This window comes from Psychromicrobium lacuslunae (genome assembly GCF_000950575.1).
GTDB classification, from domain to species: domain Bacteria; phylum Actinomycetota; class Actinomycetes; order Actinomycetales; family Micrococcaceae; genus Renibacterium; species Renibacterium lacuslunae.
Genome location: NZ_CP011005.1, coordinates 3,506,060 through 3,530,922 on the forward strand (window position 1 = coordinate 3,506,060; position 24,863 = coordinate 3,530,922).

General features: G+C 59.4%; 22 protein-coding genes, 1 pseudogene and 2 riboswitches. Of the genes and pseudogenes, 17 read left to right on the top strand and 6 right to left on the bottom strand.

Annotation, left to right across the window (positions count from 1 at the left end):
* Positions 1-3 precede the first annotated feature (3 nt).
* The 3 genes from UM93_RS16535 to UM93_RS16545 all read left to right on the top strand — a co-directional run bounded on the left by UM93_RS16535 (position 4) and on the right by UM93_RS16545 (position 2,020).
* Positions 4-276, top strand: a complete 273-nt coding sequence (locus UM93_RS16535) for a WXG100 family type VII secretion target (protein ID WP_045073117.1) — start codon at positions 4-6, stop codon at positions 274-276.
* Positions 277-399: 123 nt separating this feature from the next.
* Positions 400-903: a DinB family protein gene (locus tag UM93_RS16540; RefSeq protein ID WP_045076562.1), complete on the top strand. Its 504-nt coding sequence runs from the start codon at positions 400-402 to the stop codon at positions 901-903.
* 94 nt (positions 904-997) lie between these two features.
* Positions 998-2,020: an Abi family protein gene (locus UM93_RS16545; RefSeq protein WP_052664003.1), complete on the top strand. Its 1,023-nt coding sequence runs from the start codon at positions 998-1,000 to the stop codon at positions 2,018-2,020.
* Between the two features lie 43 nt (positions 2,021-2,063).
* On the opposite strand, the gene iolB is transcribed toward UM93_RS16545, so the two are convergent.
* The 3 genes from iolB to UM93_RS16560 form a co-directional block, all read right to left on the bottom strand.
* Positions 2,064-2,963 (bottom strand): 5-deoxy-glucuronate isomerase, encoded by a 900-nt coding sequence (gene iolB / locus UM93_RS16550; RefSeq protein ID WP_045076564.1) that lies wholly within the window; start codon positions 2,961-2,963, stop codon positions 2,064-2,066.
* Positions 2,964-3,039: 76 nt separating this feature from the next.
* A complete protein-coding gene (locus UM93_RS16555) occupies positions 3,040-3,780 on the bottom strand; it encodes a GntR family transcriptional regulator (RefSeq protein WP_045076565.1) in 741 nt (246 codons plus the stop codon).
* Positions 3,781-3,827: 47 nt separating this feature from the next.
* Positions 3,828-4,829 (bottom strand): Gfo/Idh/MocA family protein, encoded by a 1,002-nt coding sequence (locus tag UM93_RS16560; protein ID WP_045076566.1) that lies wholly within the window; start codon positions 4,827-4,829, stop codon positions 3,828-3,830.
* 190 nt (positions 4,830-5,019) lie between these two features.
* Between UM93_RS16560 and UM93_RS16565 the strand changes: the two genes are divergently transcribed.
* From UM93_RS16565 to UM93_RS16595, 7 genes and pseudogenes are all read left to right on the top strand, one after another.
* A complete protein-coding gene (locus UM93_RS16565) occupies positions 5,020-5,955 on the top strand; it encodes a substrate-binding domain-containing protein (RefSeq protein WP_045077682.1) in 936 nt (311 codons plus the stop codon).
* The gene (locus UM93_RS16570) at positions 5,952-6,989 is read left to right on the top strand and encodes an ABC transporter permease (protein ID WP_045076567.1); all 1,038 of its coding nucleotides are present in this window, start codon (positions 5,952-5,954) and stop codon (positions 6,987-6,989) included. Before UM93_RS16565 ends, UM93_RS16570 begins: the two co-directional genes overlap by 4 nt.
* The gene (locus UM93_RS16575) at positions 6,989-7,804 is read left to right on the top strand and encodes an ATP-binding cassette domain-containing protein (RefSeq protein WP_045076568.1); all 816 of its coding nucleotides are present in this window, start codon (positions 6,989-6,991) and stop codon (positions 7,802-7,804) included. Before UM93_RS16570 ends, UM93_RS16575 begins: the two co-directional genes overlap by 1 nt.
* 160 nt (positions 7,805-7,964) lie before the next feature.
* The gene (locus UM93_RS16580) at positions 7,965-8,402 is read left to right on the top strand and encodes a MarR family winged helix-turn-helix transcriptional regulator (protein ID WP_045076569.1); all 438 of its coding nucleotides are present in this window, start codon (positions 7,965-7,967) and stop codon (positions 8,400-8,402) included.
* A gap of 31 nt (positions 8,403-8,433) precedes the next feature.
* Positions 8,434-10,002, top strand: a pseudogene (locus UM93_RS16585) (MDR family MFS transporter); the annotation flags it as partial.
* Positions 10,003-10,047: 45 nt separating this feature from the next.
* Positions 10,048-10,509 (top strand): SRPBCC family protein, encoded by a 462-nt coding sequence (locus UM93_RS16590; protein WP_045076571.1) that lies wholly within the window; start codon positions 10,048-10,050, stop codon positions 10,507-10,509.
* Positions 10,506-11,603, top strand: a complete 1,098-nt coding sequence (locus UM93_RS16595; protein ID WP_045076572.1) for an LOG family protein — start codon at positions 10,506-10,508, stop codon at positions 11,601-11,603. Before UM93_RS16590 ends, UM93_RS16595 begins: the two co-directional genes overlap by 4 nt.
* 16 nt (positions 11,604-11,619) lie before the next feature.
* Here UM93_RS16595 and UM93_RS16600 read toward each other — a convergent pair whose 3' ends face one another.
* The 3 genes from UM93_RS16600 to UM93_RS16610 form a co-directional block, all read right to left on the bottom strand.
* Positions 11,620-12,732 (bottom strand): VIT1/CCC1 transporter family protein, encoded by a 1,113-nt coding sequence (locus UM93_RS16600; RefSeq protein ID WP_045076573.1) that lies wholly within the window; start codon positions 12,730-12,732, stop codon positions 11,620-11,622.
* Between the two features lie 172 nt (positions 12,733-12,904).
* The gene (locus tag UM93_RS17785) at positions 12,905-13,222 is read right to left on the bottom strand and encodes a hypothetical protein (RefSeq protein ID WP_045076574.1); all 318 of its coding nucleotides are present in this window, start codon (positions 13,220-13,222) and stop codon (positions 12,905-12,907) included.
* 17 nt (positions 13,223-13,239) lie between these two features.
* Positions 13,240-13,372, bottom strand: a riboswitch (SAM riboswitch).
* Between the two features lie 42 nt (positions 13,373-13,414).
* Positions 13,415-14,899 (bottom strand): sodium:solute symporter family protein, encoded by a 1,485-nt coding sequence (locus UM93_RS16610; RefSeq protein WP_082057307.1) that lies wholly within the window; start codon positions 14,897-14,899, stop codon positions 13,415-13,417.
* 171 nt (positions 14,900-15,070) lie between these two features.
* Between UM93_RS16610 and UM93_RS16615 the strand changes: the two genes are divergently transcribed.
* From UM93_RS16615 to UM93_RS16645, 7 genes are all read left to right on the top strand, one after another.
* Positions 15,071-15,649, top strand: coding sequence for a cupin domain-containing protein (locus UM93_RS16615; RefSeq protein WP_045076576.1), 579 nt, complete (start codon positions 15,071-15,073; stop codon positions 15,647-15,649).
* A gap of 93 nt (positions 15,650-15,742) precedes the next feature.
* Positions 15,743-15,912: riboswitch (M-box (ykoK) riboswitch) on the top strand.
* Positions 15,913-16,183: 271 nt separating this feature from the next.
* Positions 16,184-18,913: a magnesium-translocating P-type ATPase gene (mgtA, locus tag UM93_RS16620; RefSeq protein ID WP_082057209.1), complete on the top strand. Its 2,730-nt coding sequence runs from the start codon at positions 16,184-16,186 to the stop codon at positions 18,911-18,913.
* Between the two features lie 155 nt (positions 18,914-19,068).
* Positions 19,069-20,094: an agmatinase gene (speB, locus tag UM93_RS16625; RefSeq protein ID WP_045076577.1), complete on the top strand. Its 1,026-nt coding sequence runs from the start codon at positions 19,069-19,071 to the stop codon at positions 20,092-20,094.
* Positions 20,091-21,776, top strand: a complete 1,686-nt coding sequence (locus UM93_RS16630; RefSeq protein ID WP_045076578.1) for a thiamine pyrophosphate-binding protein — start codon at positions 20,091-20,093, stop codon at positions 21,774-21,776. The genes speB and UM93_RS16630 overlap by 4 nt, the downstream gene beginning before the upstream one ends.
* 80 nt (positions 21,777-21,856) lie before the next feature.
* Entirely contained in the window at positions 21,857-23,725 is a 1,869-nt protein-coding gene (locus tag UM93_RS16635) for a DUF5107 domain-containing protein (RefSeq protein WP_052663863.1), read from the top strand.
* A 125-nt stretch (positions 23,726-23,850) separates the two neighbouring features.
* Positions 23,851-24,459: an FMN reductase gene (locus tag UM93_RS16640; protein ID WP_045076579.1), complete on the top strand. Its 609-nt coding sequence runs from the start codon at positions 23,851-23,853 to the stop codon at positions 24,457-24,459.
* Between the two features lie 125 nt (positions 24,460-24,584).
* Entirely contained in the window at positions 24,585-24,854 is a 270-nt protein-coding gene (locus tag UM93_RS16645) for a GlsB/YeaQ/YmgE family stress response membrane protein (protein WP_045076580.1), read from the top strand.
* Positions 24,855-24,863 lie beyond the last annotated feature (9 nt).

A 24,863-nucleotide genomic window follows, 5' to 3' on the forward strand; every position in this document is an offset into this window, starting at 1 on the left:
CTCATGGGTGAAGCATTCCTCGGTAGCAATCCGGAAGATATGCAGGATTTGATCACGAAGATCAATCAGGCTGTTGATCAGATTCATCAGGCTGTTAATGGTTTGGATTCCAAGGCTACTTCGGTGCAGTGGAATGGTCCGGATGCTAATAACTTCAAGCACACTGAGTGGCCGCAGCATAAGCAGAACCTGAATAAGGTTGCTGATGATTTGCATCAGGTTGGTCAGACGGTGCAGAAGCAGCGTCAGCAGCAGATCGACACTTCCGGTCACTAGTCAAGTACTCAGGCGGTCAATCCGCTCAGTACCTCGGGGTCGTCATCTTCGGATGACGGCCCCGAGCTGGTTTAAGGCCCGGTGACGATTGCCGGTGTGGGTGCCCGTTGTTATTGTTTGGCCATGCGAGTACCTTATGACGCGGACGAAAAGACGACACTCAAGGCCAGTCTGGACAGGCACCGAGACGCGGTGCTGTGGAAACTCGAGGGGCTGGGCGATGAGCAACTGCGCCAGCGAGTAACGCCCAGCGGCACCAGCCCGCTCGGTCTGCTGAAGCACCTCGGCTACGTGGAATATGGCTGGTTCTGCGGCACCTTCGGCGAGGCGGAGGAAGAGCCCTGGTTCGATACCGACGATCCGGAAGCGGATCTGCGGGTAGCTCCGGATGAGAGTACTGAGCAGATCTTCGGCTACTACGAGCGCGCTCGAGCCGCAGCGGACTCAGCCATCGCTAAATACCAGGTGGAAGACACTGGTACTGCCTGGCACGGCGCGACGGTGACCATGCGCTGGGTGCTGGTGCACATGGTGGAGGAAGTCGCCCGGCACGCCGGGCATCTCGACATTATCCGCGAACTCATTGACGGCCGCACCGGCGATCACCGGCAGGGCACCGCACAATGAATGCGGTCGGCGGATCGTGTTATGATATTCATATCACGATCAGCCCGCTCGCCTCATGGCTCGGGCTGATTTTCTTTTAGTATCTGAGGTTACCGTGGTTGAGTACACCAAAGAGTGGCTCTCGATCGAAGAGCAGGTCAATAAACTTCGCAGCCGAGGCGTTGAAGTGACTGACTCAGCAGCGTGTAAACGGCTGCTGCTTGCCACTGGGTATTATCGTCTCACGGGATATCTTTATCCTTTCCGAAAATCGATGGTTTGGACCGATGGGAATGGCAAAGAAGTCAGAACCATCCTCAGCGACTATCAACCAGGTACTTCGGTTACCCAGGTCCAGAAACTCATTGATTTTGATCGTAAGCTTCGCCTTCTAATCCTCGACGGAATTGAGCGGGTCGAAGTTTCACTGAGAATGCAGATTGGATACATACTCGGACAAAGATCGCCTTATGCGCACCTAGCAGAGTCTACGTTTATTGCTGGATTCACTGAGCAGATCCTCATTGAGGATGAGTCAGAAGAAGAGGGTTCAGGTCACACCACAAGTAAGTTCGATCAATGGAAAGCTCACCTCAGGCACAGTCAGGATAGTTCCAAAGAGGAATTCGTTAAACATTTTACTAATAAATATGATGGTAATTTGCCCATCTGGGTACTAACCGAAATTATGGAGTTAGGGCAGCTGGGAAAGCTTTACCGAGCACTTCAAAATGACCTGGCCACTGCGATTGCGGAGGCGTTTGAGGTGCCAAGAAAACAGTGGATGAGCAGTTGGGTAGCCTCGCTAAACTATGTTCGCAATGTAGCTGCTCACCATGCTCGATTATTCAATCGAAAACTTGTGTACCCACCGAGTCGTCCGCCGAACAATCAAATCCCTTTACTGGCGCACCTGAGGTCAGGAGAGATGCCCAAGGAGTTTGGTGTATATTCGGCCTTCGCAGTTATTGCATATCTATTGAGAACGATAGAGCCGGGAAGCGCCTGGCCTAAGCGTGTGGCGACACTAGTTGCTGATTTCCCTGAGTCTGCCCAGTTATCAAAGCGATCGATGGGGTTTCCGGACAACTGGTTGCAGGAACAGCTTTGGACAGTTTCTGATGACTCATCGGTTTAAAGTGAAGAAGTGGGTTCGACCGCGTTTGTGGTGCCCTTAGTCCCTACGGTCCGAACGGTAGTCGGGGATCAACCTGCTGATCTTCCCAACTTTCCCGCACCCAGCCGTGATGCGGGTCATCATTAATCAGCCATTGCCGCAGCTCGCCCGGCCCGGCCATCACATTGAGGTAGTAGAGATGGTAGCCGGGAGCGGCCATCGCCGGGCCGTGCCAGCCATAGGGCACTAGCACCACGTCGCCGCTGCGTACCTCGGCGGCGATATCAATCGGGCGGTCGTCAGAGGCATAGACGCGCTGATATCCGATCGGGTCGGAGTCGGCGGCAGCACTGTCCACCGCAATGGTCTCAAAGTAATAGATTTCCTCCAGCGAGCTTTCACCGTCCTGCTCGACGTCGTGTTTATGCGGCGGGTAGGAAGACCAATTTCCGGCGGGGGTGAGCACCTCGCAGACGATGAAACGATCAGCCGCTAAGGTTCCCGGGGTGCCGAAATTATGAACTTGGCGGGAACAGTTCCCGGCGCCCCTTAGCTCGACTGGCACATTCTCCGAGGCCAGTCGGAGGGCAGGAAAAGGCTCAGTGGCGGCGGCAGTGGCGATGGCTACCCGTCCGCCCGCCTCGCTGCTCACCGTTAGGGTGCACCAGATCCCGGCGTAGGCGACATCAGTGGGCCCGGCAAAAACAGAGTTACGGCCGGCCAGCTCAAAATATTCAACGCCGGCATCCCCGGCCACTTGGACCTGGAACGAGCCGCTGAGTGGAATCACCAGCCGTTCCTCGGCCGCGCCAGGAATCTGCACTGCGTCACCGGCCTCCAGGGTAGCGACTTTGAGCCCGGTGTGCCGCCAGCCAGGCACCTCAGTGCTGGAATCGAAGCCGCCTAAGGAGACATCCCACTCGCCCTGTTGCGCACTGCCGCGCGGGTAGACCCACTCTGTCATGCTGAACCTCGCTCACTGCTAGATGGTGCTGCTAAATCAGTCGGGTAGATCAGTGCTAGTGGTCGGCACAGAGCGCTTAGCGCTGCACCAGGGTGAGCTCGAAACTATAGGAATCGGCTCGGTAGACGTGTCGTCCGGTCTCAATTGAACGCCCCAGGTCATCCACCGCGGTGCGTTCCATGGTGACCAGGGCTGAGCCGGGCTCGGTTTCCAGTTGTTCGGCCTGGTAACCGTTCGCTATGGTGGCGCCGATCCGCTGATGTGCTAGGGAGAAGTTCACTCCGGCCGAGCGCAGCAACTGGTATAAACCATGCTTTTCGAGTTCGCTCTGAGTCAGCTCGGTGAGGTCGTCGCGGACCCAGTTCTCCATTAATGCCAGCGGCTTCCGGCCAGCCGTGCGGAGCCTGCCAAAGTGATAAACCATCGCGCCACTGGCTAAGCCGAGTTGCTCGGCAACGGCCTGAGGAGCCTCAATATGCGCAAAGTTGAGCACCTCGGTATGAGGTTTGCTGCCGTCGCGCACTAGATCGTCGAACAAGCTGGAAAGCTCCAAAGGTCGCCGCACCTGGCGGGAGACGACTTGCGTTCCAACGCCGCGCTTGCGAACAAGTAGGCCGGAGCGAACTAGATCATCCATCGCTTTGCGCATGGTGGGTCTTGACAGTTTCAACTGTGCGGCAAGCTCAATCTCATTGTCGAGCTTGCTGCCGGGCTCCAATACTCCGCTATGGATGGCGGCCTCGATGCCTTGGACCACCTGGTAGTACAGCGGTACCGGAGAGGTGCGGTCGATCGGTATATTCAAGCCGCTAACCATTAGCTCGCCCTCGCATCCTTGGAAGTGGAATCTTTGTCAGGACAATACTACTTTCCTGGGGCTGGCAGCCGCACCGCTTCCCCGGATTCCAGTGAAGCCTGCGCGGCGTCGGCGATGGCTGAAGCTGCCGCCGAGTCGTGAGCTGTGCATGGGTTCTCAATCTCTCCTCGGACCAGAGCCATAAAGGCATCGAGCTGAGCGCGGTAGGCTTCGGCGAAGCGTTCGGCGAAGTTAGAGTGGGCAGTTCCCCGCGGGAAATCGCCTGCTGGTTCGGCCGAGCGAAATGCGCTGTGCGAGTCAAGTCCGACCATCAGCGAACCTTCGCTGCCCTGCAATTCCAGGCGAACGTCGTGCCCCGCACCGTTGTAGCGGCTGGCGAGTACAGTGGCCAAGGTGCCGTCGTCAAGGGTCAGTAGCGCGGCTGCGGTGTCCACATCGCCGACCTCGGCAATCGCCGGATCTCCCTTATTCGACCCTTGAGCGTAGACCTGGACGATTTCGCGGCCGGTAATCCAGCGGATGATGTCGAAATCATGCACGCTGCAATCGCGAAAAAGACCACCGGAGCTGGCGAGGAACTCAATTGCCGGTGGCCTGGCATCCGCGGTAATGGCGCGTAGCGAATGCAGCCAGCCTAGTTCGCCGGAGTTGAATGCGCTGCGGGCGCGCAGATATCCCGGGTCGAAACGTCGCTGGTGGCCGATCTGTACCACGCCCTCATGATCGCTAATAAAGGAGCTGAGGGCCAGAGCCTCTTCGGTTGTCGGAGCGACCGGTTTTTCGCAAAAGACGGGGATGTCCGCCAAGACCGCCCGTTCTACCAGAGGCCGATGAGCCGGGGTGGCGGCGGCAATGACGATGGCGTCCGGTCGGCTCTGCAAAAGCTGATCAACCGTCCGGGGCGAGCCAGCCGCTAGTTCACCGGCGGCTTGTTCGGCGGTACCGGGCCGGGCATCGGCTAGTAAGAGCTCGGGCTGCGGCTGTAAAGCCAATAGATTTCGGGCGTGCATCATCCCGATCCGACCGACCCCTACTAAGCCAAGCCGCATAGAATCCTCCTAAAAGTAATAATGTCAGTATGTCAGGACATTCTATTGACAGTTGTGACTTTTGTCACTCATGATGTGAGTATTGCCCAGACCAAAGGAGTTCACGGTGTCCCCATTCGGAGGCAGTAGGCGAGCACGCCAAAGACCAAGACTGATAGCGCTGACTGCGGCTTTGGCGCTGAGTGCGGTGATGGTAGCTGGATGTTCTTCGACCGGCGGCCGGCCGCAGCCAAATGCTAATGGCGCCGCCGGGCCAGCTGTTAACACCCCAAGGATCACCATTGCGCTAGTTTCGCATTCCGGAGCCGGGGACACCTTTTGGGATATCGTCCGTCGCGGCGCCGAGGAGGCCGCGGCTAAGGACAATGTGAATTTGCTCTACACCGCTGATGATGATGGACCGCGGCAGGCGCAGCTCATCCAGCAGGCGATCGATCAGAAGGTATCTGGTATCGCTGTCACGCTGGCCAAACCAGACGCTTTGAAAAGCGTGCTGGCCAACGCTAAGGCGGCAAACATCCCGGTGGTGGTGATTAACTCCGGTGAGTCAGTAGCGAAAAGTCTTGGTGCTCAGGCCTACTTCGGAGCCGACGATAAGGTCGCTGGCAATGCAGTAGGGGACAAGCTGCTGGCCGAGGGCTACAGTCACCCTATTTGCGTTATCCATGAGCAGGGCAATGTGGGCCTGGAGGATCGTTGTGCCGGCGTGAAAGCCAAGGTTCCGGCGACCGAGGTGCTGTATGTGCCGGGCAAGGATATGACCCAAGTTTCTTCGACAATTACCTCAAAACTGCAAGCCACCCCGACCGCGGACGTGGTGATCGGGCTTGGTGCGCCGTTTACACTGACCGCACTGAAAGCAGTGGAGGCGACCGGCTCGAAAGCAAAAGTCGCCTCCTTCGATTTGAACTCGGAACTCGCTCAGCAGATCAAGGACGGCAAGATCATCTTCACCGTTGATCAGCAACCGTGGCTGCAGGGCTATATGGCCGTCGAGTACTTCTGGCAGCAGTTACGTGGCGGATTTAGCTTGGGCGGTGGCCAGCCAGTGCTCACCGGGCCGGCCATTGTGGATAAGGACAATGTCGACGCGGTCCTGAAGTTCGCCAAGGATGGCATTAGATGAGCGTGGCGAACCCGGCCATCATCGACGAGCGAATGCGCAGCCGGAGCCCGCTGCAAAGGCTGCTCAGCCGACCGGAAGTTGGTTCGTTGGTGGGCGCCGTCGTGGTCCTGGTATTTTTCGTGATCGTCGCACCGGTAATTTTGCAACCCGCTTCCTTCGCCACCGTGCTCTACGGTGCGTCCACCATCGGCATTATGGCCGTTGGGGTTTCGCTGCTGATGATCGGTGGTGAGTTCGACCTGTCAACCGGCGTCGCGGTGATTTCCTCGGCCCTCACCGCTTCCTTGTTTAGTTGGTATTTCGTGCTCAACGTCTGGGTGGGGGTGGGCCTCGCCTTGTTGGTCTCGCTCGGGATCGGCTTTCTCAACGGCTGGATTCTCACCAAAACCAAGCTGCCGAGCTTCATTGTCACGCTAGCCACTTTTCTCATGCTGACCGGGCTCAACCTGGGCTTGACCCGGCTGGTAGGTGGCGCGGTGGCCTCACCCACGATCTCCGATATGGACGGCTTCAGCGTGGCCAAGGCGATTTTCGCCGCCACTTTCAAAATTGGCGGTGTGGATATCCAAATCACCGTGCTGTTCTGGATCGTGCTGGTAGCGGTGGCTTCCTGGATCCTGCTGCGCACCAAGATAGGGAACTGGATCTTCGCGGTGGGCGGCGATGCGGAAGCGGCGCGCGCGGTGGGCGTTCCGGTGGCTAAGACAAAAATAGGTTTATTTATGGGCGTGGGCTTCTGTGCTTGGCTACTGGGCATGCACAACCTTTTCGCCTTTGACGCAGTGCAGTCGGGGGAGGGTGTGGGCAATGAGTTCCTTTACATCATTGCCGCGGTAATTGGTGGCTGCCTGTTGACCGGTGGCTATGGCTCAGCTATTGGCGGCGCTATTGGTGCCTTTATCTTTGGGATGGCGAATAAAGGCATTGTCTATGCGCAGTGGAACCCTGATTGGTTCAAGTTCTTCCTGGGTTTGATGCTGCTATTAGCCACCCTAGTGAATCTCGTGGTGAAGCGCCGTGCGGAGAGGAAATAATGACTGAATCGCTGGACCCGCTGACCGATGCTGATGCACACCTGATCTCGCTAGAGGGGATCGGCAAGAGCTACGGCAATATTTTGGCGCTCCGAGATATTACGATGGCCGTCGATAATGGCCGGGTGACCTGCGTCTTGGGGGATAACGGAGCTGGAAAATCAACGCTGATCAAGATTCTGGCAGGTTTGCATCAGCACGACGAGGGCACTCTGAGGGTGATGGGCGCGGAACGCACGCTCTCTTCGCCGCGTGAGGCACTCGACCTCGGAATTGCTGCGGTTTATCAAGACCTTGCGGTGGTGCCGCTCATGCCGGTCTGGCGGAATTTCTTTCTCGGCTCCGAACTGACCAAAGGGGCCGGGCCGTTTCGCCGCCTAGACGTACAAGCAATGAAAGAGATCACTAAGCGCGAGTTAGCTGAGATGGGCATTGACCTGCGTAACGTCGAGCAGCCGATCGGTCAGCTCTCCGGTGGTGAACGGCAATGCGTAGCGATAGCGCGGGCAGTGCATTTCGGTGCCAAGGTGCTGATTCTGGACGAACCCACGGCGGCGCTTGGCGTGAAGCAATCCGGCGTGGTTTTACGCTACATCCTGCAGGCGCGGGACCGTGGCCTAGGCGTCATTTTCATCACCCATAATCCGCACCATGCCTTTCCGGTGGGCGACCGATTCCTGCTGCTCAAGCGCGGCAGGTCGATTGGCTACTATGAGAAGAAAGACGTCACCCTGCAAGAGCTCACCACCCAAATGGCTGGTGGTGCGGAGCTGACCGAGCTGGCGCATGAATTAGAGCAGCTCAACCTCTCCTAGTTTCAGCCGGAATGCCCGCTCGCCTCGTTGTTCCAGGGCGTGCTGGTGATGGGTGTGGCTCACACGGCTTTCGATGATTCCGAAGCTGTGTAAACAACTTGTTTGACGTAGGCAACTATTATGAATATAGTTGCTTAGAGCAAGCAATGCGGGAGAGTTAATGACTCTGGAATTTTCGACGGCGAAGTGCTTGGTGGAGCAGATTGCGGAATTTCACCAAGCACTTCGGCACGTTTCGATGCCCGACGCCGGAATTGCCGGTCGAGTTGCCTACCGGGCGCTGCTGCGGGCCTTGGATTCACAGGGCCCACTCCGGGCGGCCGAGTTGGCAAGCCAATTGTGTATTGGGGAGTCGGTATTGAGTCGACAACTCGCTGAACTGGTCAATCGCGGCCTGGTGCTCAGGAGCGCCGACCCGCTGGATCGGCGGGCGACTCAGCTCAGTCTTTCGGAGCAGGGGCGGGCGGAACTAGCGGCCGTTGAGCAACGTAATTCCGAACGATTGGCGGAAGCCCTAGCCGATTGGGATGAAGCCGAGGCCAAGCAGGCTATCGGCCTGATTGAAAGACTTTCCTCAAAGCTTGCCGAATTCCACTGAGTGGACCAAAGCAACACAGATCGGAGCCGTTATGGCCAACCACGTAGCGAGTAAAGCCCCGGAGACCGCGGAGTCGGTCGATGCCGTGGTGATGACGCACCGCCAGATCCTTGAGGCGCTGACCGGCTTGCTCGCCGCCTTCTTCACCGCGATTTTGAGTAGTACCATCGTGGCGAATGCGCTGCCGACGATCATCTCCGATCTCAAGGGCACCCAGACGGACTTTGCTTGGGTGATCACCGCAGCACTGCTAGCCAACGCTGCAACCACGCCAATCTGGGGCAAACTTGCTGATCTGTTCAGCAAAAAACTGCTGGTGCAATTGAGCATTGTGATCTTTGTGATCGGCTCGGTGATGGCAGGCTTGTCAGACAATATGCCGCTGCTGCTCACCGCCCGGGTGATTCAAGGCATCGCGATGGGTGGCCTGACGGCGCTCGCGCAAGCGATTATCGGCACCATGATTCCACCGCGGCAGCGCGGTCGATACTCCGGCTATATGGGCGCCGTGATGGCGGTGGGAACCGCGGGTGGCCCTTTGCTGGGCGGCTTGATTGTCGATAGCCCGCTGGGCTGGCGTTGGACCTTCTACGTCTGCGTGCCGCTCGCCGTGATCGCTCTGGTGCTGCTGCAAAAGACGCTGAAGATCAAGCACGTGCGCCGTCCCGCGAAAATTGACTGGGCCGGGGCAACGCTGCTCACCGCCGGTGTTTCATTGATTCTGATCTGGGTTTCCTTCGCGGGCAAGGCTGATTACTACGACTGGTGGTCCTGGCAGAGTGCCCTGATGGTCGGTGGCGGCCTATTGCTTCTGGTCGCCATGGTGTTCGTTGAATCGCGAGTCAGCCAGCCCATCATCCCGCTCAAGATCATCACTCAGCGCACCACCGCGCTGGCGATTCTAGCCTCGGTGGCCACCGGAGTCGCGATGTTTGGTTCCTCCAGCTTCTTGGGCCAGTATTTCCAGATTTCTCGCGGTGCCACACCGACCCAAGCGGGTCTGCTGATGTTGCCGCTGATTGCGGGGAACCTGATCGGTTCGGTGGTTTCCGGTCAGCTGATCTCGCGGTTTGGCCGTTGGAAGATCTTCCTGGTCGCCGGTTCGGTGCTGATGATTGGCGGGCTTGGACTGGCCGCCACCATTGACCACGCCACCGACCTGACCTTAGTCGGTATTTACATCGCCATTCTCGGTCTTGGCCTTGGCATGCTGATGCAAAACCTGGTGCTCGCCGTGCAGAACACCGTGAAGGCGCAGGACATTGGTTCGGCCAGTTCCTCGGTGGCTTTCTTCCGCTCCTTTGGTGGCGCGGTCGGCGTTTCGGTGCTCGGTGCCGTCTTGGCGAACCGGGTGAGCGAGCTGTCCTCTAGCGGGCTAGCGAAGCTCGGTGTGCCGGCGGGCGGCTCAGCCAGCTCCGGCAGCTTGGACTTGGTGGACATGCCGGAGCCGATTCGGAATATCATTCGCGCCGCTTATGGCGACGCTACCGCGATGATTTTCGCTATTTCAGCGGTCATCGGTGTGGTCGCCCTGCTATCGGTACTCTTCATTAAGGAACGGGCACTGCGGAAGACAATTGATTTAGAGCCGGCGCAGCAGGGTGCTGATACCCCAGAGGCGGCTACCGCGAAGTAGGCTGAGGCCATGAGTGCCCCAAGTCCCTACTTCATTTCCCGGGAACGATTCATTCCGGCCAGTGCTGAGCAGATCTTTGAACTGCTCGCCACCCCGGCGATGCACGCGGTGATAGATGGCTCGAACTCGGTGCGTGATGCCCTGCCGAATGGTCCGGAAAGACTTTCGGAAGGCGCGAAGTTCGCGATGGAAATGCGAATCGGCGCGCCCTACAAGGTGATGAACTATGTGATCGAGTTTGAGGAGGGGCGACGTATTGCCTGGCGGCACTTCTATGGGCATATTTGGCGCTATCTGCTGGAGCCCGTGGAGGGTGGCACGCAGCTTACCGAGCAATGGGATGCGCGTGAGGTGCGGCGCCGCTGGCTGCTTCGGTTGAGCGGGTTCACCAGGCGGAATGTGCGCGGCATTGAAAGAACTCTGGAGAAGCTAGAGGCGCATTTTCGTGCGGGCGGTCGGGCTGAGCAATGAGCGCACGCAATCTCGAGGTGGAAGATCTTACCCAGTTCCAGGCGCTGCTGGCAGCGGGCGAGAGTTCGCTCAGCGGCTGGCATCTGCAATCCTTGGACCTGCGGGGCGTTGATTTTTCTGGTCTGAGTGTTGAATCGGCAGTCTTTCTCGGCTGCCTTTTTGACGCCGGAGTGGAAGCCAGCTTGCGCGCCCGCGGAGCTCTGCTTTTCCCGGTACTGCCGGGTGTTCCTTTCGATTCTTATCGGGCCAAACTGTATACCGGCGGCGAACTTTACCAGGGGATCGGCGATGGCTATGAGGCCACGACGGACGGTCGTATTTACCAGTGGACGCTGACCGCGCCGCGCAACCTTGACGGCACCCTCGCGACGGCCATGCATGATCATTCAATCGGCGATGCGCTGGACGACTTCCTCAACGGCGAACTTGCCAGCCGCGGAGTCGTCGGGGTGATGGGTGGTCACGCGATCAGCCGCGGCAGTGGGGCTTACGCCCAAGCTGCCGAGTTGGCTGCTGGGATAGCGCGGGCGGGATATCTGCTGGCAACCGGTGGAGGTCCGGGGGCGATGGAAGCGGCCAATCTCGGTGCTTGGCTGAGCAGGCGGAGTACCGCCGAACTGGACTGGGCGCTGGCGAAACTTGCCGAAGTGCCCGATTTCAAACCTTCGGTGAGCGATTGGGTGCTGGTCGCTCAACAAGTTCTCGACCGCTTCCCGGACGGTGTGCAAAACCTTGGCATTCCAACCTGGTTTTACGGACATGAACCGCCGAATGTCTTCGCCAGCCAGATCGCTAAATACTTCGCTAATGCTGTCCGTGAAGCGGTGCTACTGGAGCGTTGTACCGGGGGTATTGTCTTCCTGCCCGGTGCCGCCGGGACAGTGCAGGAGATCTTCCAAGACGGCTGCGAAAACTACTACGCCTCGGCGGCCTCGGCGGCGTCGTCGGCGCCGATGGTGCTCCTAGGACGCCAGTACTGGACCGAGCAACTGCCGGTGTGGCCGCTGCTGAATACCCTAGCCGAGGGGCGTGCTATGGCCGCAAAGATCCTGCTCGCCGACTCCGTCGCTGAAGCAGTGCAGTTCCTCAGCTGAGGTGAAGTGGCCGAGCCTAGGCCGTGGTGGTGCCGAATAATAGGCCGAGCAGGTAAGTGACAATCGCAGCACCGAAGCCGATCAGCAGCTGGCGGATACCGCGAGCCAGCGGTGGCGCCCCGGAGAGCAGGCCGACTACGGCGCCGGTGGCCAGCAGAGCAATTCCAACCAGCACGGCCGCTACGATGATGGCGACAAAGCCGCTCAGCCCGAAAAGGTAGGGCAGCACCGGAATAATAGCGCCCGAAGCGAAGAAGCAGAAGCTGGAAACCGCGGCCCCCAGCGCTGTGCCGATGGTTTCATGCTCGTCGGTGCCCTTTTCGCTCTCAGTCTCGGGCCGCAAAGACAAACTGGGATTGCAGTCGCAACTGAAGGTACCCATCCGTTCCGCCGCTCGGTGCTCCGCCTCCTCAGGCGTCATGCCGCGCGCCCGATAGACAAGCACCAACTCATTCGCGTTAATATCAAGAGCCTTGGCTGCTGAGAGAGTGATTTGAGTGGGTTTGGAAGCGCTGAGTAGCTCTCGTTGCGAACGTACCGAAACGTATTCGCCCGCGCCCATCGAAAGTGCGCCGGCCAGCAAGCCCGCAATGCCGGCCAGCAGCACCAGATGCGGTGCCAAGCCAGCGCCGGCCATGCCCATCACCAGGGAGAGGTTGCTGACCAAGCCGTCGTTGGCACCGAAGACCGCGGCGCGGAAGGTACCGGAAAGTCGATTGCGGCCTCGGGTGGCCAGGCCGCGCACCACCTCTTCGTGAATGGCCTCATCGGCCGCCATCGCCGGGGTGGCATCCGCATCGGTGGCGTAAGGGGAGCGGGACTCGGCTCGCTGCGCCAGGGCGAGCACGAAGACCGAGCCGAAGTGACGGGCCAGGAAGCCCAACAGTCGGTTGTTCAGCGAGGCTCGGCGAGGTGCGGCGGCGTGCTCGCCGAGCAGGTTGAGCCAATGATGCTCGTGCCGTTTTTCCGCCTCGGCGAGGGCGAGCAGAATATCGCGTTCTTCACCCTGCCGCTTGGTGGCCAGGGCGCGGTACACCGCAGCCTCGGCTCGCTCATCAGCCAGGTGGGTTCGCCAACGCTTTATTTGGGCCTTGCTGGCCTGCTCTGGGCTTGGGGATAACGTGGTCACATCTCCACTTTAGCCCTAAATCTAGCGGTTTTTCGGCCGGTTTCCCTCCGCGAAAAAGTTCGGCTCGCCTCAATAACCGGAGAACGTTTGCCTCAATAGCCAGCTCAGCTACAGCTCAACTTTAGCCGCCGAATTGCGGCTCTAAGCGCTCGCTCCTTCAGCTACTTTCGGGCTATCGCGAAGGAGAGCCGGTCGGCGAGGAGGGCGAGCCGTGATGACCCTGACGCGCCAGCTGATCGGCGTTCTCCGCTGAATGCGGTAACAACCGAAAGCTTAGTTGTTCGCCGGCCCGGCGACCGGTCTTGGCGACCGGGACCACCAGCAAATTGGCTGCTGGCTGCCAGCAACAGCGGCCGACCGAGTTGCTTAGCGCAGCAACGAGGGCGGCGGGTTCCCTGCTCCAGAAGCTGTACCACTCACCTCGGACGCTAAAATTCACAGTGCCCAGCACGGTATCAACCACTGGGAGCACGGAATCGGATCCGGACAAGGCGACCGCCTCCAGGACGAGAGCTCTTACCCTGCGGGTTTGTCTCGCGGCCCGCCGAGTCGCTTCGTCATCCGAGCCACCCGTGAACTTGGGGTTGGCGTGTGGTCAGTCGGAGCTTTGCCTATTGGCAGGCGACCACAACTCATGAAGCAACTTCACTCTAAACCCACAGCCGCCCGGTCCGGCGAAATATTACGCAGATTCAGAAAGCTGCGGTTCTGAAACCTTGCGTTCCTTCGCGGTTGCGCCAGCCAGTCTTTGCTGCCAGGCTTCACGGACGCTGCTCGGAGTCCGCTTCGACAGCAGCGAGACAATCAGGTAAACCAGCAGGGAGCAGCCCAGGCCCCAGTAGATGGGCTCATTGGCGTAAATACCGTCGGCGCTGGGGATAACACCGGTGGCGTATAAGGTCAGCAGCGTCAGGGTTACCAGGGTGCCTACCGCCATTGACGCGGCGGCGGCAATGCCGGTGCCGCGTTTCCAGATCAGCCCACCCAAGATGGCCACCAACAGTCCGCCGACCAGAATGTCGTAAGCAATGGTGAGCGCAGCGACCACATCGGGCACCACGATGGCGAGCAGAATAGCGACAATGCCGAGTCCCAGCACCCATAGCCGATTGGCCTTCACATCATGCTCGGGATTTTCGCTATCGACCCTTTGCTTACCCCGACCGAACCAGCTGGCAACGAAAGGCACCACATCGGCGCGGGCGACGGTGGCAGCAGCAATCAGCGCGCCGGAAGCGGTGGACATCATTGCGGCGACCGCAGCAGCCAGCACCAAACCGCCTATCCCGATCGGAAGCAGGTTCGACGCCACCTCAGCGTAAACCACATCCTTACCTTCTTTGGCGACATCAATGGCAGGCAGCGCAACCGATGCGGCCATGCCGATCACGGCTCCCGCGACACCGTAGAGGATGCAGTAGATGCCGGCCGTGGCGCCACCCCAGCGGGCGACCCGAGGCGATTTAGCGGTGAACACCCGTTGCCAGATGTCCTGGCCGATCAGCAGCCCCAGAGTGTAGACCACGAAGTAGGTGACAATGGTTTGCACGCCAATGCCGTCGAGTTGAAAGAAGCTCGCGTCGACCCGGGCCCGAATGCCTTCCCAGCCGCCGGCAGCGCCGAGGGTGAAGGGCAGCATGAGTGCGAAAACGCCAATGGTTTTGATCACGAACTGGGCCATATCAGCCAGCGTGATCGACCACATCCCGCCGATCGTGGAGTAGACCAGCACAATCACGCCGCCAAGAGCAATCGCCAACCATTTTTCCCAGCCAAAGAGCACCACGAAGATGGTGGCGTAGGCGCTGGTCGAAGTGGCACAGAGCATCAGCGTGTAAGCCAGCATCACAATTGAAGAGGTCTGGGTGGCGCGGTGCCCGTAGCGCAGGCTAAGCATTTGCGAGACGGTGTAAATTTTGAGTTTCTGGATAGTCCCAGCGAAAGCCAGGCTGAGCAGCAGCACGCCAGCGCCGATCGCCACCACTAGCCACATCCCCGAGATGCCGAACTTATAGCCCAGACCCACGCCGCCCACAGTTGAAGCGCCGCCGAGCACCACGGCCGCCATCGTACCGGTGTATAGGAAGGGGCCGAGGCGTCGCCCGGCTACCAGAAAGTCCGCATTATTCTTAGTGCGGCTCTTGCCCCAGAAGCCAAAAAGCAGCATGGCGGCGAGATAAGCGATAACGATGATGATGTTGATGACCACGATGCTCCTAAATTGCCTTCCAGGCAACAGATGTTGCTTGCTAGGCTAAGAGGTGATGTAGCTAACAGTCAAGCTTTCCCGGGAAGCTATTATTGAGCCGGGCAAGGTCTGCTCCAAGAAAGGGTCCCTGTGAAAGCTCTTCCGGTCGAACCGAGTATGGCTCCGGTCGCCATTGGCTCACGCATTCGGGCGGCCCGTCAAGCGCAGCGTCTCACCATCGATCAGGTGGCCGAGGTGACCGGGTTGACCAAGGGATTCTTGAGTCGGGTTGAGCGCGATCTGACTTCGCCAAGTGTTGCCTCCCTGGTGACGCTCTGCCAGGTGCTCTCCATCTCAATGGGAGATCTCTTCTCGGCGCCGGAGATCCATCTGCAACGACATGATGAGGCGCCACGGATATCGCTCGGTGGTGAAGGGATTGTGGAGCGCTTGCTCACCGCGCGTTCCGAGCGTCGCTTACAACTGCTCAGCGCCTATATCGAGCCCCATGGTCGAGGGGAAAGTGAGTTGTATGCGGTGGATTGCGATGTTGATGTGCTGCACATCGTCAAGGGACAACTCACAGTGATACTGACTAATGAGAGTTATGATCTGGCCGCGGGGGACACGCTTTCCTTCCCCGGACGCGAACCGCATAGCTGGGTCAATCGCAGCGCAGAGCCGGTCGAGGCGTTGTGGATCCTGGTGCCAGCGGCCTCCCGAAGTTGAGCGCTGGCGAGCGGCTGGCTAGCTAGCAGGTCGCCATTGCGGAAGCCTGCACGGTCAACTAACCGCCAGCGCTGAGGTATAGTGAAAAGGCAAGGTGCCACTCGATAGCTGAGGCTCCTTCGCGGACACAAGCCAGCGATCCCAAACGTCGAGAGACGCCCCGGATCAGGACAGACCACCCCGGCCTAAGGGGTGATCCCGATTGGCTCCCGATACCCCGGGTTACGACGCGAAGTGCCAAAGGTCTGACGAGGAGGGGCAAATCACGGCGAGCTGCCGTACCTCTCATCCATCACGTAGCTTCGTGATTGGCAGAGCATCCTGCTGGAGGAGGGGAGCGAACCATGAGTTCTGGCGATAAACCCTCTCCCGCTCGGCTAACGCCGCTCGTCGGCTAAAGCCGCCCGGGAGATTCCCGCCCTTTAGGGCCAATACCGCCCCGCTGGGGCCACCACAACCGACACTTTTGGCGTGCCGTGATCTGTTCAGGATCCGGAGAGCGCTCATCTTGTGCTGCCGAAAAGGAGCAACATCATGCAGATCACAACCCCTCGTCCGGTCACTCCACCGGGCCGCATTTCAACCTTCAAAAGAGGACTCAGCCGCCGCCGCAACCAACTGCTTGCCGATCGCTTGGCAGAACAGAACCAAGCACTAGCTGTCGCCGCGGTAACGCCACCGGAGCAACTGCTTGCGCAATTCCACAGCAGTCAGCGTGGGCTTTCGCCCATCCGGGTTACGGACGCCGCGGAACGGTTCGGGCCTAATCAGGTCAATCACGATAAGCCAGCACCGGCCTGGCTCCAGTTCCTTGCTGCTTTTAACAACCCCTTTGTGTGGATCCTCTGTGTGCTCGCGGTGGTGATGCTCTTTACCGACGTGATTCTGGCCGATCCGGAAGAAGGGCCCTCCTATAAAGGGGTGGCAACTTTGGGCGTGATGGTGTTGGTCTCGGTCGGGATGCGTTTCTGGCAGGAATATCGCTCCGGAAAGGCTGCTCAGTCGCTGCAGTCAATGGTGCAGACCACCACCGCGGTGACCCGTCAGAATGAGTACGGTGAACCGCTGACAGCGGAGCTTCCGATCGAGCAGGTAGTACCCGGCGACATCGTGGAGCTCGCGGCCGGGGACATGATTCCCGCGGACGTGCGTTTTCTGCGGACTAAGGATTTGCAGATCAATGAGGGAATGCTGACCGGGGAGTCTCTGCCGACCGAAAAAACCCCGGTGACCGCGATGGACTTGAACCAGCACAACCTGTTGGAGGCCGATAGCCTCGGTTTCAAAGGTACCTCGGTGACCTCGGGGAGCGGCACCGCGCTGGTTATTCACACCGGCGCGCAGACTTACTTCGGCGCGATGAGTGCGCAGCTGACCGGAAAGCGGCCGGAAACCAGCTTCGATCACGGAGTCAAGAAGGTCAGCATGCTGCTGATCAAGTTCATGCTGGTGATGGTTCCTTTGGTCTTTGTGGTCAATGGCCTGACCAAGGACTGGACCACCGCCTTCCTCTTCGGCCTAGTCACCGCGGTGGGGCTGACGCCTGAGATGCTGCCGATGATTGTGACCGCGAATCTGGCCCGGGGCGCGGTCAAGATGTCAAAGCATCAGGTGATCGTGAAGAGGCTAAATGCCATCCAGAACCTGGGCGCAATGGATGTGCTGTGCACTGATAAGACCGGAACGCTGACCGAGGATCGCATTGTGTTGGAGCGTCATCTCGATGTGCACGGCAGCTCGAGCCTTCGGGTGCTGCGGATGGCGGCTGCGAATTCGCGGTTCCAAACCGGGCTGCGGAATCTCTTGGATCGCGCCGTGCTCGATGCCGCGGGACCAGAGCTGCTGACCGAATTGGAAACTGCTTACACGCTGATTGACGAGGTACCTTTTGACTTCTCTCGCCGCCGGATGACGGTGGTGCTCGAGGGTGGTAGCGCTCCCTTGATGATCACCAAGGGTGCCGTAGAGGAAGTGCTCGAAGTGTGTGGCAGCGTGCTGGTGAAAGGACATTCCCATCCGTTGACCGCGGCCCATCGGGCGGAACTCAGCGAACTGGTGGACAGCCAGAACGCCGAGGGGCTGCGTGTGCTGGCGCTCGCCACCGCGACCGCAAGCCGTCGCGAAGATTATTCGGTGGCCGATGAAAAGGAGATGACCCTGGTGGGATTCCTCTCCTTCCTCGACCCGCCGAAGGAATCTGCCGCGGCGGCGATTGCTGCGCTGCATCGACACGGCACAGCGGTCAAGGTGATCACCGGTGACAATGAGTTAGTTGCCAGGACGGTCTGCCAACAGGTTGGTATTGCCGCGGAGGGCTCCGCTGAATTACTCTCCGGAGCTGAACTCGAACTACTTGACGGTGACGCTGCGGCTTTCGCCGAAGCGGTGGAGCGGACAACTATCTTCGCCAAGGTCAACCCGCTGCAGAAAGCGCGGATAGTTGAGCAATTACAAACCAATGGACATACCGTCGGGTTCATGGGCGACGGCATTAATGATGCGGCCGCACTACGTGCCTCCGACGTCGGGATCTCGGTGGACACCGCCGTCGATATTGCCCGCGAATCGGCCGATATCATTTTGCTGCGCAAGGATCTGATGGTGCTGGAGGCGGGCATTCAGGAGGGACGGCGTACCTTTGGCAACATCATTAAGTACATCAAGATGACGGCTAGCTCGAACTTCGGCAATATGTTTTCGGTGCTGGTGGCAAGTGCCTTGCTGCCGTTCATTCCGATGATCCCGGTGGTGGTGCTGCTACAGAACTTGGTCTACGACCTCTCGATGCTCTCGCTGCCATGGGACAAAGTGGATAAGGAGTACCTTGACAAGCCGCAGAAGTGGGAGACCAAGGGCTTGGCCCGGTTCATGGTCACCATTGGGCCGATCTCCTCGGTCTTCGACCTCAGCACTTTTGCGTTGATGTGGTTTGTCTTTGCCGCAAACTCGGTCGATCAAGCTGCCTTGTTCCAGTCCGGCTGGTTTGTCGAATCGCTGATTTCACAGACACTCATCGTGCACATGATCCGGACCGGTCGGGTACCGTTCCTGCAGTCCCGAGCCTCCTGGCCGGTGCTGCTTTTGACCGGGGCAGTCTGCTTGTTTGCGCTGCTGCTGCCGTTCAGTAATTTCGGTCATTCGCTCGGACTGGTCAGCCTTCCGTGGACCTATTTCCCCTGGCTGATTGGCACCCTGGCTGCCTATTGCCTGCTCACCCAGGGGATCAAGGTGCTCTTCGTGCGACGTTACGGTCGCTGGTTATAACGGATCTTGCCGGTGGTACCAGGGCCTGGCTGCCACCGGCAGTATCGTTATTTCGCCGATACTGTTGACACGTGAACCCTTGCGTTAAAGTCTTAGGTGCTTGTTGAGAAACATTTGATTCACACTGAGCAACTTGAGGTTGTAGCATGGGTCACATGAATGAGCAGCGCATTGAAGTCGACGGCAAGATCGGCCCGATCGACTCTTCCCGAATTCCTCGTTATGCCGGAGCGGCAACCTTTGCTCGGCTACCACGCCTAGACCAGGTCTCCCAGGCTGATATCGCAGTAGTTGGCGTGCCCTTTGATAGCGGGGTTTCCTACCGGCCCGGTGCGCGGTTCGGCGCCAACCACGTTCGCGAGGCCTCGCGCTTGCTGAGGCCCTACAACCCCGCCCAGCAGCTCTCACCTTTCGAACTCGCTCAGGTCGCCGACGCCGGCGATATGGCGGTGAATCCCTTCAATATCAATGAAGCGATTGAGGAGATCCAACAGAACGCACTAGATCTGACCGCTCCGGATGCCAATGGACGCGGCGCAAAACTGCTCACCCTGGGCGGCGATCACACCATCGCGCTACCGCTGCTGCGCGCCGCTGCGCAACGCGCCGGTGAGCCGGTGGCGATGCTGCACTTCGATGCTCATCTGGATACCTGGGACACCTACTTCGGTGCCGAATACACGCACGGCACGCCCTTCCGCCGCGCGGTGGAGGAAGGCATTCTAGACACCGAGGCGATTAGCCACGTCGGCACTCGCGGGCCGCTCTATGGCAAAAAAGACCTGGAAGACGACCGTCGCTTTGGCTTCGGTATTGTCACCTCGGCAGACGTCTTCCGGCAAGGCGTTGACGAGGTGGTCGCTAAGCTGCGCGACCGGATAGGTAGTCGGCCGCTCTACATCTCGATTGACATCGACGTGCTTGACCCGGCGCATGCTCCCGGCACAGGCACCCCGGAAGCGGGCGGCATCACCAGCCGCGAGTTGCTGGAAATCCTGCGCGGCATGCGGGGGATGAACCTAGTCGGTGCCGACGTCGTCGAGGTCGCTCCGGCCTACGACCACGCGGAGATCACTGGGGTCGCCGCCTCCCACGTTGCCTATGATTTGGTAACTTTGCTGGCCGACGGCGTGAGCCGCGAACAGGATCTGCACACCCCGAGCGCAGGAGATAGCCAATGAGTGACGCCCGAGCCGAGAACGTTGAGCGCGATGTGCGCAACGGCGGTGACCTGGTCGTCGAAACCCTGCAGGCCTTAGGTGCCAAAACGGTATTCGGCATCCCGGGGCAGCATGCTCTCGGTCTTTTCGACGCGCTGAGCCGCTCCGATCTGCACTTTGTGTCCTCGCGAGTGGAGAACAACTCCGCCTTTGCCGCTGATGGTTACGCCCGGGCCAGTAGTGAAGTCGGCGTGCTTTTCCTCTCCACCGGGCCCGGCGCACTGACCTCCTTAGCTGGCTTGCAGGAAGCCTATGCCACCGGGGTGCCAATGGTGGTGATCGCCAGCCAGATTCCACTTGACGGTCTGGGTGCGCGCCGCAAAGGGATGTTGCATCAACTCGACGATCAAAAAGCCTCGGCGGCGAATGTGACTAAGAGCCAGCGACTGATTCAGCATGCCTCAGGCATTCCCAGCGCCATTCAGGATGCTTGGACGGAGGCTGTCTCCTCCCCGCAAGGGCCGGTCTGGATTGAGATTCCGCAGAACGTACTGCTGGATCCCATTGTGGTGCCGCGGGTGGAAGATGCGCTCGCTGAACCCTTCGACAATCCACCTCGGGTTGAGCTGGTGAGGGAGGCGGTGAAGTGGCTGGCTCAGGCCGACCGCCCCGCCATCGTCGCCGGTGGCGGCGCCCGGCGTGGGCACGCTGAGGCAGCTTTGCTCTCCATTGCGGAGAAACTCAAGGCGCCAGTGGTCTCGTCCCCTGGCGGCAATGGGGCCTTCCCGTGGCTGCACCCGCTGTCGCTGCAGTCCTGGGTAGAGGACCGTTACGTCACCGAGGTGTTGGAGGATGCAGATGTTCTAGTGGTCGTCGGCTCTTCGCTGGGTGAGGTGACCAGCAATTACTTCACCCTTGAGCCGCGGGGCCGGATCATTCAAATTGACGCCGAACCTCGGGTCCTTGAGTCTAACCGGCCGGGACTGGGTATTCGGGCCGATGCTGGCCAAGCCCTTGAGGCGATTGACCAGGCACTCAGCACTGCGGCGCTCGCCGAGCAAAAATCGCAATGGCACGGTGAAAGCCCCGAAGAGCTAGTTGCCCAGACGCTCAGCAAAGTGATGGCCCGACTGGATAGTCAGGACCTGGCCAAGGAGCGCCAGTTCATGGCCGATATCCGTGCCGCTGTCCCGGATGATATGCAGACCTTCTGGGATATGACTATTGCCGCTTACTGGGGTTGGAGTTGCTGGGACGCTCGCGGCGGCGAGTTTCACTCGGCCCAGGGTGCTGGAGGTCTGGGCTATGGCTTCCCGGCCGCTATCGGCGGCTCAGTCGGCTTGGCCGCGCACGGCAAGCCGGCCCGGGTGCTGGCTGTTTCCGGCGACGGCTCCTCAATGTACTCAATCGCTGAGCTGGCCACAGCTAAGCAGCATAATGTGCCGGTCACCTGGTTGATCGTCGACGACGGCGGCTATGGCATCTTGCGCGAGTACATGGTGGGGGCCTTCGGTAAGGCAACCCACACCGAGCTGGCCAGGCCGGATTTCGTGGCCCTCGCGGAGTCCTTCGGTGTGCCAGCCCGCCGGGTTGAGGCTGCCCAAGTGGGACAGGCGCTCAAGGAGAGCTTTGCCGCTGATGGCCCCAATGTCGTGGTGGTGGAAACCTTATTGCAGATGTTTGCCCCGACGCACCTGGATTAGTCCGGCAACTCTTCGCCATATGCTCTTTTGTGATCTTATTTGACGTAATACAATCAAATATGCGCATAGAGAAGCTTCCGATGAGCCTTGCCCCGGTCGGCCCGCTCAACCCTCTACCGAACCTCGGCAAGCCCTTGGAGAACCCTTATCAGATCACTGGTGAGGTGCCGGCCGAGATTATTGAAAACTCACGCTACGGACATCCGGCGACGCTGCATCCTTATCAACTTCAGGACCAGTACTCGCGGGTTTTGCAAAGTGTTGAGCAAACCGTGGTGACGCTTGAAAATGCACGGTTGCAAGCTAAGTTCTTGCCCGAACTCGGCGGCAGGCTCTGGGAGCTGACGGACAAAGCCACCGGCAAGAATCTGCTGCACACGCCCGCGCAGATTCAGCTTGGGAATCTGGCATTGCGCAATGCCTGGTTTGCTGGCGGCATTGAGTGGAATATCGGCACCCGCGGGCATTCGCCAAGTACCTGCTCGCCGCTGCACACGGCAATACTGACCACCCCCGAAGGTCAGGAAGTGCTCAGGATGTGGGAGTTCGACCGGCTCCGTGAAGTCATTTTTCAGATCGACGCCTGGTTGCCGGAGGACTCGGCTTTCCTGCATCTCGCGGTGCGGATCAACAACCCTAATCCGCATTCTGTGCCGATCTACTGGTGGAGCAATGCTGCGGTGCCACAGACCGCGGAAACCCGAGTGATTGCTCCGGCGCAAAGCGCTTTCGCCAGCGACTATCAGCACGGCATAAAACGGCGTAGCCCGCAGGACCTAGACGGCGTCGATGCCAGTTGGCCGTCACGCAATAGCGTCGCTGCTGACTATTTCTTTGATCTTGAACCCGCGCAGCGTCGTTGGATTGTTGCCAGTGACGCCGAAGGAGACGGGCTGGCAATGCTCTCCAGCGAGCGACTGCGCGGCCGCAAACTCTTCGTCTGGGGTGAAAGTCAGGGCGGCCAACGCTGGCAGCGGTGGCTCAGCCCGGATGGTGGGAACTATGCCGAGATCCAGGCCGGGCTGGCCCAGACTCAGTTTGAGAACCTGGAACTGCCCGCCGGAGAAAGCTGGTCTTGGCTGGAATGTTATGGCAATGCCGATCTTGAACCTGGGCCGGCGCATGCTGACTGGTCGATTGCCGTGCCGCATGCCCAGCGGCGTCTCGCCGAGGCTCTGCCCGAAACTGAGTTGTCCGAAAGCTACCAACGGTGGCTGGCTTGGGCGGAGCTTGAACCGCAGCGGCACATTCTCAATGGCTCGGGCTGGGGAGCCCTGGAGGCTGAATTGCGAAGCCAACAGGGAGCCAGCTGGCAGGCGGACGGTACGCCTTTCGCCGCGGAAACCATCTCGGCTGCTCAGCGGCCTTGGCTCCGTCTGCTCAGCGAAGGAATTTTTGCCGGTGCGGATAGTTATGTGGCGGGTGGCGCCTGGGACCGGTTGCTGGCTGCGGCAACGGGCGAGCCCGCGGAAATTGCGCTGCATCGCGGGATCATTAGTCAAGGAGTGGGTGATCAGCAGGCGGCCGCCGAGCATTATCGGCAAGCTCTGGCAGTGAAGCCGCTTGCCCTCGGCTGGCGCGGTTTGGCGATCGCCGAGCAGAATCCTGGGCACTATCTGTCGGCCTGCGCGGTGCAGCCGGATAATCGGGCGTTGCTGATTGAGGCCTTGACAGCTCTGCTGCAAAAATCCCAGCCGACGGTAGCCTGGCAGCTTTTGGAACGCTCTGCTCTGCTCCCTGCTGAGCTGGCGGCAAAGGGGCGATTGGCCTTCCTTGCCGCGCAAATATTGGCCGCACTGGGGCGGCCCGAAGAAGCCGCTGAACTACTCAAGAGCGATTTGCTGGTGGCAGACATTCGGGAGGGTGAAAACTCACTAGCCGAGTTGTGGCGCCAGGTGCTGCCGGGACAGCCAATTCCGGCTAGCTATCAATTCACTATGTCGGCCTAAGCTGTAGCGCGATCTGAGGCGGAGCCTGGTCGATAACTGCATCGTCCTAGAAGCTGCTGTGGAATAACTTCGGGGCTATCGCAGTTTGTGGATATGTATGCAAACGTATGGACTAAGGGGATGCGGTGGAACGCAATATCGTGGTCATCTCAGCGGGTCTGGGATCGCCCTCATCAAGCAGGTTATTGGCTGATCAGCTGCAGACTGCCAGCATCGCCGAGCTAGCCCAACGGGGTGAGCAGAGCAATATTCGGCTCGTGGAACTCCGTGACCTGGCCGTCGATATAGCTAATAACCTGGTGACCGGTTATGCCCCGCCGGCGCTGCAGGAAGTGATAGGTGCGGTGCAGGACGCCGATGGGCTGATCGTGGTGACGCCAGTATTCTCGGCATCGTTCAGTGGTTTGTTCAAGTCTTTTTTCGATTTGGTAGACCCGAAATCATTGCAGGGCACCCCGGTGGTGCTGGCCGCCACCGGGGGCACCGCCCGGCATTCTATGGTGATCGATTTCGCGCTGCGGCCGCTCTTTGGTTACCTGCGGGCCGCAATTGTGCCGACCGGGGTTTATGCGGCTCCCGATGACTGGGGCGATGCCGGGCTGAATCAGCGGGTTTCCCAAGCTGCGGCTGAGTTCGCTGAGGCGCTTCACGGCAATCCGCCGCGGCGTCCAAGCCGCAGCATGGAATCGCTGCCTTTCGAACAACTGCTGGCCAATATCGGCGAGCAGAATTAAAAGTCTCTATTTCGCGTGACGTTTTGTTTGCGAGCAACGACTTACTAATGGACAGGCCACAAGCCTGTGGACAATAACTGTGAACAACAACGGTCAACACCCTATCGGGTAGTGAGTAGGCAGAGATGGGATTTTTTAGTTTCTTGATTTTGGGGCTGATCGCCGGCGCCATTGCGAAGCTGATTTTGCCGGGCAAGCAGGGCGGCGGCTGGATTGCCACCCTCATTCTGGGGGTTATTGGGGCCATGCTTGGGGGATGGCTCGGAGGCCTGATCTTCAATCAGCCACTCACCGAGTTCTGGTCCTTGCCAACCTGGTTACTAGCGATCGTCGGCTCGATCATCGTGTTGTTGGTTTACAACATGATCACCGGGCGTAAGCGCGCTAATAGCTAGCACCCAGGG

What these genes read in the sequence shown, in the direction of transcription:
- UM93_RS16535 (WP_045073117.1), top strand. Translation starts at nt 4, where the DNA reads ATGGGTGAAGCATTCCTCGGTAGCAATCCGGAAGATATGCAGGATTTG.
- UM93_RS16540 (WP_045076562.1), top strand. Translation starts at nt 400, where the DNA reads ATGCGAGTACCTTATGACGCGGACGAAAAGACGACACTCAAGGCCAGT.
- iolB (WP_045076564.1), bottom strand. Translation starts at nt 2,963, where the DNA reads ATGACAGAGTGGGTCTACCCGCGCGGCAGTGCGCAACAGGGCGAGTGG.
- UM93_RS16555 (WP_045076565.1), bottom strand. Translation starts at nt 3,780, where the DNA reads ATGGTTAGCGGCTTGAATATACCGATCGACCGCACCTCTCCGGTACCG.
- UM93_RS16560 (WP_045076566.1), bottom strand. Translation starts at nt 4,829, where the DNA reads ATGCGGCTTGGCTTAGTAGGGGTCGGTCGGATCGGGATGATGCACGCC.
- UM93_RS16565 (WP_045077682.1), top strand. Translation starts at nt 5,020, where the DNA reads ATGGTAGCTGGATGTTCTTCGACCGGCGGCCGGCCGCAGCCAAATGCT.
- UM93_RS16570 (WP_045076567.1), top strand. Translation starts at nt 5,952, where the DNA reads ATGAGCGTGGCGAACCCGGCCATCATCGACGAGCGAATGCGCAGCCGG.
- UM93_RS16575 (WP_045076568.1), top strand. Translation starts at nt 6,989, where the DNA reads ATGACTGAATCGCTGGACCCGCTGACCGATGCTGATGCACACCTGATC.
- UM93_RS16580 (WP_045076569.1), top strand. Translation starts at nt 7,965, where the DNA reads ATGACTCTGGAATTTTCGACGGCGAAGTGCTTGGTGGAGCAGATTGCG.
- UM93_RS16590 (WP_045076571.1), top strand. Translation starts at nt 10,048, where the DNA reads ATGAGTGCCCCAAGTCCCTACTTCATTTCCCGGGAACGATTCATTCCG.
- UM93_RS16595 (WP_045076572.1), top strand. Translation starts at nt 10,506, where the DNA reads ATGAGCGCACGCAATCTCGAGGTGGAAGATCTTACCCAGTTCCAGGCG.
- UM93_RS16610 (WP_082057307.1), bottom strand. Translation starts at nt 14,899, where the DNA reads ATGCTGCTTTTTGGCTTCTGGGGCAAGAGCCGCACTAAGAATAATGCG.
- mgtA (WP_082057209.1), top strand. Translation starts at nt 16,184, where the DNA reads ATGCAGATCACAACCCCTCGTCCGGTCACTCCACCGGGCCGCATTTCA.
- speB (WP_045076577.1), top strand. Translation starts at nt 19,069, where the DNA reads ATGAATGAGCAGCGCATTGAAGTCGACGGCAAGATCGGCCCGATCGAC.
- UM93_RS16630 (WP_045076578.1), top strand. Translation starts at nt 20,091, where the DNA reads ATGAGTGACGCCCGAGCCGAGAACGTTGAGCGCGATGTGCGCAACGGC.
- UM93_RS16635 (WP_052663863.1), top strand. Translation starts at nt 21,857, where the DNA reads ATGAGCCTTGCCCCGGTCGGCCCGCTCAACCCTCTACCGAACCTCGGC.
- UM93_RS16645 (WP_045076580.1), top strand. Translation starts at nt 24,585, where the DNA reads ATGGGATTTTTTAGTTTCTTGATTTTGGGGCTGATCGCCGGCGCCATT.